This window comes from Trinickia sp., assembly GCF_035492435.1.
GTDB lineage: Bacteria > Pseudomonadota > Gammaproteobacteria > Burkholderiales > Burkholderiaceae > Trinickia.
Genome location: NZ_DATJJF010000213.1, coordinates 1 through 7,757, shown reverse-complemented (window position 1 = coordinate 7,757; position 7,757 = coordinate 1). Strand labels below are relative to the sequence as shown.

Genomic DNA, 7,757 nt, shown 5'->3' with positions numbered 1-7,757 from the left:
CGTGGCGACTTACAAAGAGTTGTTGGCAAAGAAACAGCAATTGGACATGGAGATCGAGGATGCGCGACGCGCTGAAGCGCGAGCCACGCTCGATAATGTTCGCGAAACGGTCGCGGCATTCGGATTTACGCCCGAGGAGATTTTTGGTTCTCGGCGAAAATCCAAGGCGTTGAGCAGCGCGCCACGGTTCCGCAACCCCGAAACGGGGGAATCGTGGGTGGGTCGTGGTCCGCGTCCGCACTGGCTCAAGGGCAAAGATCCGGAGCAGTTCCGCATTAAGTGATGCATGTGCGTTGCGTGCCGAGGCTTTTATCGTCGGCTCGCACGCAATATAGGTCTTACGTTACGCTAACCGGCAAGAAGGTGTCCAGTTTGTCGAGGAGCGTAGCGCGACAGTATGGCTTGACCATGATGTCTGCAGCTCCGGCTTTCAAGCTTTCCATCACGACGGTGCGGTGGCTCCGGGCCGTCGCGATAATGACTGGTGTGCTGGCTAGCGGCTCGACTGCCTTTAGCCGGCGGGTCACTTCAACGCCGTCTACATCCGGAAGATCGATATCCATTAGGACGAGGTCTGGTCGTTTCGTCCAGATCGCGCGCAGTGCCTGAGCGCCTGTCGACGCGCAAATCAACTCTACGTTTGTGCCTTTTAAAAACCGCGTAAGCCGTATGCGTTGGTACGCGTCGTTGTCAACGGTAAGAACAAGGGGGCGCATTTGTCGAGACAACTGACATATGGTGCGTGCGGCACGCAACTGTGGGCCGAGTGCGCCCGCCAGCGTGCGTGCTGCCTCGCACAGATCATGAACCGATGCTTCGACCTCGTCGAAGGACTGGCGAAAGACTAGGTGTGGCAATCGTTGAGCCGCGGCGTCGGCTGAAGTCTGTGTGACCTCGACTTGGCGCGCGAATCGACTGGCGAGTGCGGCCAAATCCGGTTCCAGTCGTGTAATGTCTCGGGCGCGAGCGACGATTTGCCGTGAGGTAAGGGCGAGGGAACATGTATCTTCGAGCGCGTGCAATGCACCGTGAATCGCCATCATCAGCCGTGCGGTATCTGCTGTCTGCGGCCAGAACAAAACGTAATCATCGAAAATGCCCGCCTTGCAGCATTCGAATGCACGCTGGAGATCGTCACCGCTACATAAAAGGATGATTCTGTGTGGCAGTGCGTGTGCGACTCCACTCGTTCGATGAAGGCGCTCGAGATAGTTCTGCGCGTGAGCCAATTGGTCGAACGCGAGAAGCAACACCGCTGGGCGGAAGCAATCGAAGTCAGAAGCGACGCGCTCTCGGCGCGTGGAAACGCGCACGACGCCGAACCCCTCATCGATGTAGCGTGCCGCGCCAACAGCAAGCGGCTCGCTATCGGCTGCAATCAGGATTGAGGGGGCGGTCCTAGACGGGCTCATACGCAAAATATTCCATACGAATAGCAGGCCCTCGCTGGCTGGCCAGCGCCACTGTCGGCTCACGACGCAAAAAAGCGGACACGCGGGTCAACGTCAGAATTCTAGAAAGCTCGGAATTGCGCACAGTTCGGTAAAGGACACAGGGACGCTTTCGCGCGCACCTTCGCGCGCACCTCAGTGGCCTCGCCCAGCCGAGCGCAAGTGTCTACAATCTCGGCACACTCGCAAGATAGGACGGACCTTTATGTCGATCGAAGCGCGCCTTGCGCAGGCGAAAGCTTTTCATTTGGCCGGTGAATGGGCGCCAGCGCGCGAGCTTTACGAGCAGATACTGGCCGATATGCCCGCGCACCATGACGCGATGTTTAGGCTCGCCATTCTCTCGCTGCAAACGGGTGATGCAAATGCTGCGCTTCTATGGATTGTTCGCGCGCGTGCGCATCGCCCTGACGAGGTCCGCTATCGACTGGCGGAAGGCCAGATTCTTACCGCGCAAGGGCGAATCGAGGATGCAGTGGCCGTTTATCGTGCCTTGCTATCGCAACAGCCCGAGCTGACGGATGCATGGTTCGCCTTGGCGACGGTGCTCGAGGCAAGCGGCGATTGGAAGTCCGCTGCCAGTGCCTACGAGTCGCTGCTCGCGCGGGAACCTGAGCACATCGATGCTTTAAATAATCTGGGCAACTGTCATCGTCGAGGCACAGCGCTGGTGGCAGCCGAAGACGCCTACCGGCGCGCACTCGCCGTGCAACCGCGTTACGCCAGCGCGCTCACGAACTTGGCGACGCTCATAGGGGCGCGCGGTGAACGGGCAGAAGCGATCGCACTGCTACGCGAGGCGGTGGCAGCGGAGCCCGGTGCGAGCGCCCACCTTGTGAACCTGGGTGCAGCCTTGTTCGCCCACGGACAGCTGACAGAAGCGCAAGCCGTTCTTACAAGCGCGCTTGCACTCGATGCGCACCTTCCGGAGGCGGCCTATAACCTTGGGACGGTACTTTATGCGTTGAGCCGACATGCCGAGGCGGTCGTGCAATATGAAGCCGCCTTGGCCCTCGCGCCCGATCACGCTGACGCCTGGAACAACCTCGGCCTTGCGCGCGAAGCATGCGGAGAGTTCGCGGCAGCGGTTGCTGCATTCGAGGCCGCGTTGCGGTGTCGACCTGGCTTCGTTGCCGCCCACAACAACGCAGGCAGTCTTGCGCGCAAGCTGGGACGGATGGACGACGCCGAGGCGCATTATCGGGCGGCACTCATACATGGCGAAGGCCGCGCCGCCGCACCCACGATGTCGGCAACCTGGAACAATCTGGGCAATGTCCTCAAGGACACAGGAGGACTGGACGAGGCGCTCATCTCTTATCGTCGCGCGCTCGAGCATGATCCTGCCAACCTCGTCGCGCATTGCAATCTTGTATATGCGCTCCCGTTCAGTACTGACGACGGATACGCGATTCTCGAAGAGTGCCGCCGCCTTGCGGATCGCCATGAAGCCCGGTTCGCTACGGCACCCGTCGCACATGGCAATTTACGTGTGCGGGACAAGCGCCTGCGGATCGGCTATGTGTCGCCCGACTTTCGTGACCATTGCCAAGCGCTGTTTATGATGCCGTTGCTCGCGCATCATGATCATGATGCGTGCGAAATTTATTGCTACTCGAGCGTCGAGCGGCCGGATGCGCTGAGCGCTCAACTGGCTAGGCATGCCGATGTATGGCGCAATGTGACCCACCTCGATGACGAAGAGCTCGCCAATACGATACGTGGAGATGGCATCGATGTGCTCGTCGACCTCACTATGCACATGGCGAAAGGCCGGCCTCTTCTTTTCGCGCGCCGTCCTGCGCCGATACAGGTTGCATGGCTTGCTTACCCGGGCACGACGGGTAGCCGCGCGATCGATTACCGTTTGACGGACCCCTGGCTCGATCCGTCAGGCGAACCACAGGGCGACGACCGGTACAGCGAACGCTCGATCCGCCTGCCCGATTCATTTTGGTGCTACGACCCGCTGACGGATGAGCCGCATGTCAACGAGTTGCCAGCACTGACCGGTGGGCGAATCACGTTTGGCTGTCTCAACAATCCGTGCAAGCTCAACGAACACACGTTGCGCATGTGGGCTCCTGTGCTTGCCGCCGTCGAAAACTCGCGGCTCGTACTGATGGCAGCAGCGGGGCATGCGCGGGAACGGATCGAGGCGCGCGCCAGCGCGTGTGGTATCGACCCAGCACGCATCGAGTTCGTTGAGTTCCGCCCCCGAGCGGCGTACTTGGAAACGTATCATCAGATCGACTTGGCGCTTGATACCTTTCCCTACAACGGCCATACGACCAGCCTTGACGCATTATGGATGGGGGTACCCGTCGTCACACGTGTAGGCATATCGCCGGCGTCGCGCGCCGGATTGAGCCAGCTCGGCAATCTTGGTCTGACGGAGCTCGTCGGACAGACTGACGATGAGTTTGTCCGCAGGGCAACCGGGCTTGCGCGAGACCTGCCGCGCCTGGCGCGGATGCGAACCGGCTTGCGCGCGCACATGCAAGTCTCCCCGCTGATGGACGGCGCCCGCTTTGCACGCCACATCGAACAGGCCTACAGGCAGATGTGGCTGAATACCGTGGGAGAGCCGCCTAGCAATCAGCCGGATCAGCCGGCTCGCCGATGAGGTCGAGCCGGTAGCCGTGTCCATACACGGGTGTCAGACGGACGCCGTTTTCGGGCCGCAATTGAAGCTTGGCACGCACTCTGGAGATGTGTGTGTCGAGCGTTCGCGAAATCGCGCTGGGCAGCTGCCCCCAAATGGTGGCGCCGATATGTTCGCGCGAAAGTACGCGGCCCACATATTGAAACATCATGAGCGCGAGGTCGAACTCGCGGCTTGTCAACTCGACCGGCTGCCCGCTCACGAAGCAGGCTCGAGTGCGTGGGTCGATGCGGTAGTTCGCCACGACGATCGGCTCTGGATTGGAAGTGGAGCGTAGCGTCACCCTGCGTGCAAGCGCCTCGATGCGCGCGATCAACTCGGCTCGACGAATTGGCTTGATCATATAGTCGTCCGCACCCGCGTTGAGCGCCTCGACGATATCTTCTTCAAGTGAACGGCTCGCCATGAAGATGATCGGTACACGCCGGCTGAGATTGGCGCGTGCCCATAACGTGACCTGATGGCCGGTAATGCCAGGCACTTGCCAATCGAGCAAGAGCATATCGAACGCATCGCGCTTCAATCGGCCAATAAGCTGACTGCCATCACTGAACGCATGGCATTCATGTGCGTTGCTTACAAGTAGTTCGCCGATATATTGGGCTTGCGCCTCATCATCTTCCAGATACGCAATTTTCACCTAGTGGCCCTCCCGGAATCGCCTCCTGTATATCACGACTTCTGCTTAGAAATACGACAATCTAGTGCCCTGGCAGCGTAATACGGTGCCTCGACGCGTAATTTAACAATTGTTTTGTTTTGCAAGCGCAGTATGATGTTCTATCTCGCACTGCAACAAGCGCTCGATTGTGCGTTTCAATTGGTTATTCGAAAGATGGCGAAATCAGACGCTGCAAGCAGATATTGAAAAGTCGATAAGGGGTGCGTAACATTTCCTTACCTTTTCTTGCTCAAATGAAATGCTACAAGGACATTGGCCCGTTCAATACGATGCAATGAATCGATTGCCGCTTGATGCAATGCGGCAAAACGGCGGACTTTCATCATTTGCAGCCGGATTTCGAGTTTTTTCCTCTTCGCCCATCATCCTCGATCAGAGCGTTGCCGATGTCGGGAGCGCCTCATGTCCCGAGCATCCGGACGACAGGCGTTATGACGATGCCCGCTTCTTTTTGCGTGTTCCTCGCGAGGCTCGTAGATTTGCGCAACATCGATCGCGGCGCGCCGCGCGGTTGTGTCGATGAGCATCCGCGCGATGAGTTTATCGGGTCAGCGCGCCACCGGCGAAAACAAGCGCTGGTGGGGCCCCGCGCGGCGTTACTGGGCCGAATGGCTCATGATGGGCGCGATCGGCGTTGTGATCGTGGCTGTTGCATCCCTTGGGTGCGCGATGACAGGCCTCGATCGAATCGCCTATGACGGCTTATCGCGGCTTCATTCGCGGCCGCACTCACCTGACATCGCTGTCGTCGAAATAGATGATGCGAGTATTGAGCAGTTCGGGCTCTGGCCCTGGCCGTACGGGCTGCAGGCCCGCTTGGTTCGCGCCGTCGCGAAAGCTGGCGCGGCGGCCATCGTCTATAACGTGGCACTGACGGGGCCGGCGCTTGACGATGTCCTGCTTGCCGATGCGATGCGTACGGTTCCCACCTTTTTGCCGTTGTTGCCTGAGCGCAAGGGCCGGCAGCCAGGCCGCGTTGTGGTGTGGCCGGCCAAACCTCTACTCGATGCCGCGGCCGGTACGGGGCACGGAAATCTAGAGCCCGATCCGGACGGCGTTTTGCGCAGCATCTCGCTCGGCGAAGCCGGCGATGGCGCATATCTGGACTACATCGACGTACCGGTGGCGCGCGCCATCCGCGACGGGACGATTTTGCTGGCCAGCGGGCCATATCCACGCAATGAGGAGCAAGGCCAAAACGAGGAGCGCGTCTATATCCCGTTTGCTAAAGAGGCAACGACGCCGCTGTCGAGCGCACAGCTGCTCAATGGCACTGCATCGCATGGCGCCCTCCGCGGAAAAGTCGTGTTCCTCGGTGTAAGCGCAACGAGCGCTCAAAGATTTTTTGCCACGCCCATTTCCGGGCACATCAGCCCGATGTCTGATTTGGCAGTCCATGCCCAAGTGCTGTCCTCACTGCTTTCCGGCTGCGTCGTCCGGGCTGCGCCGAGAGGCGTAGCTGCCGCGGTGTCGTTGATAGCGGTCGCGTTCTTGCTTGTAGGTTTCTCCGTACTGGCTCCGTGGCGCTCCCTGCTTTTGACAGTCGTGCTCGCCGTGGCCGTAACGGCAGCGAGCGCTAGTCTCTTGCTGGGTCCAAAAATTTGGCTTTCACCGGCGCCCGCTCTCGCTGCATTGGGTGTGCTTTATCCACTTTGGAGCTGGCGGCGGCTGGAGATGACGATGTCAAGGCTGCGCAACGAGCTGCGACGGCTCGACCACGGCTGGCAAGGCATGTCAGAGCCCGTAGCTTCCGATCGCGAGTTTCAAGGCGATGTACTCGAGCGTCTGGTGTCACTTGTCGAGAGGGCCGCGCAGCGCCTGCAGTACATGCAGCGTTTCATATGGGACAGTCTCAACAGCATCCCGGAGTTCGTTCTCGTTGCCGACAGGAAGGGCATCGTCCTGCTGGCGAATCACGCGGCCCGTGCGCAATTCGCTTGGCTAGGTAGTCCGGACCCGAGTGGCCGCACACTGACCGAAGCGCTTGGCGAGTTCACCTTGATCAACGCGATCGACACCGCTTCCGAGTCGCAAGCGCAGATACGAGCGAATTGGCCGGCGATTCTGGACCCGACGGGGCACGATGTCAGCGTCGTCGAGCGAGGGCTCGAGGTGCGCGATCGTGCGGGTGGCGAATATCTGCTGCGCTACAAGCGTTGCCTGAATGAACAGGGCGAGGAATCGGGACGATGGGTAGCCGCGATGGTCGAGGTGACGGCACTTCGTGCCGCTGAGCGCAGCCGCGAAGATGCATTGCGGCTTTTGTCGCATGACATGCGTTCACACCATGCGTCGATCCTCGCCGCTATCGAGCTGGAGCGCGCGGACACCAATTCGGAACGCACACGCGTGCTGCTCGAGCGCATCGAGCGACATGCGCAGCGAGCTTTGAAGCTTGCTGATGGGTTTGTGCAACTGGCTCGCGCCGAATCGCAAACCTATACGCTGGAACCCGTGAACCTTATCGATGTGGTGCTCGACGCGAACGATGAAATGTGGCCGCAAGCGCGCAGGAAACACATTTCCGTCGATTTGCGGCTCGAGGGAAGCGAATACTGGATCGCTGCGGACCGCTCGCTGCTCACTCGTGCCATGGCGAATGTGATCAACAATGCCGTCAAATACAGTCCAAGCAGTTCGCTTGTGACGGTCGCCATAGAGGGCGACGGCGCAGGGCGTGTGCGATGCACGGTGACAGACCGAGGTTATGGCATCCCCAAGGAGATGCAGGCGCATCTGTTCGAACCTTTCAGACGTTTTCAATCGCCCGGGCAGCCCCCGACTAACGGAGCCGGTCTCGGCATGGCTTTCATAAAGACCGTGGTGCTCAGACATGGCGGAGATGTGCTCGTCGACAGCATCCCGGGGAAGGGGACGACTGTGACAATACGGCTGCCCCAATTGCTCCGTGTTCCTTCAGGCGTATATTGAAAAAGCGATCAAGCCAACGCCGGTTTTG

5 protein-coding genes are annotated in these 7,757 nt (G+C 59.7%); 3 read left to right on the top strand and 2 right to left on the bottom strand.

All coding sequences use genetic code 11. From position 1 onward, the window contains the following. Positions 1-283 (top strand): H-NS histone family protein (locus VL598_RS15450; RefSeq protein WP_325327603.1); only part of this gene is annotated, 283 nt, incomplete at its 5' end. Positions 284-338: 55 nt separating this feature from the next. Here the strand turns inward: VL598_RS15450 and VL598_RS15445 are convergent. Then, positions 339-1,412, bottom strand: coding sequence for a response regulator (locus VL598_RS15445; RefSeq protein ID WP_325327602.1), 1,074 nt, complete (start codon positions 1,410-1,412; stop codon positions 339-341). Positions 1,413-1,656: 244 nt separating this feature from the next. Between VL598_RS15445 and VL598_RS15440 the strand changes: the two genes are divergently transcribed. Beyond that, positions 1,657-4,077, top strand: a complete 2,421-nt coding sequence (locus VL598_RS15440) for a tetratricopeptide repeat protein (RefSeq protein WP_325327601.1) — start codon at positions 1,657-1,659, stop codon at positions 4,075-4,077. Here the strand turns inward: VL598_RS15440 and VL598_RS15435 are convergent. Further along, the gene (locus VL598_RS15435) at positions 4,043-4,756 is read right to left on the bottom strand and encodes a response regulator transcription factor (RefSeq protein WP_325327600.1); all 714 of its coding nucleotides are present in this window, start codon (positions 4,754-4,756) and stop codon (positions 4,043-4,045) included. The genes VL598_RS15440 and VL598_RS15435 overlap by 35 nt on opposite strands. 576 nt (positions 4,757-5,332) lie before the next feature. Between VL598_RS15435 and VL598_RS15430 the strand changes: the two genes are divergently transcribed. Beyond that, positions 5,333-7,729: a CHASE2 domain-containing protein gene (locus VL598_RS15430; RefSeq protein ID WP_325327599.1), complete on the top strand. Its 2,397-nt coding sequence runs from the start codon at positions 5,333-5,335 to the stop codon at positions 7,727-7,729. Positions 7,730-7,757: the final 28 nt, after the last annotated feature.

What these genes read in the sequence shown, in the direction of transcription:
- VL598_RS15445 (WP_325327602.1), bottom strand. Translation starts at nt 1,412, where the DNA reads ATGAGCCCGTCTAGGACCGCCCCCTCAATCCTGATTGCAGCCGATAGC.
- VL598_RS15440 (WP_325327601.1), top strand. Translation starts at nt 1,657, where the DNA reads ATGTCGATCGAAGCGCGCCTTGCGCAGGCGAAAGCTTTTCATTTGGCC.
- VL598_RS15430 (WP_325327599.1), top strand. Translation starts at nt 5,333, where the DNA reads ATGAGTTTATCGGGTCAGCGCGCCACCGGCGAAAACAAGCGCTGGTGG.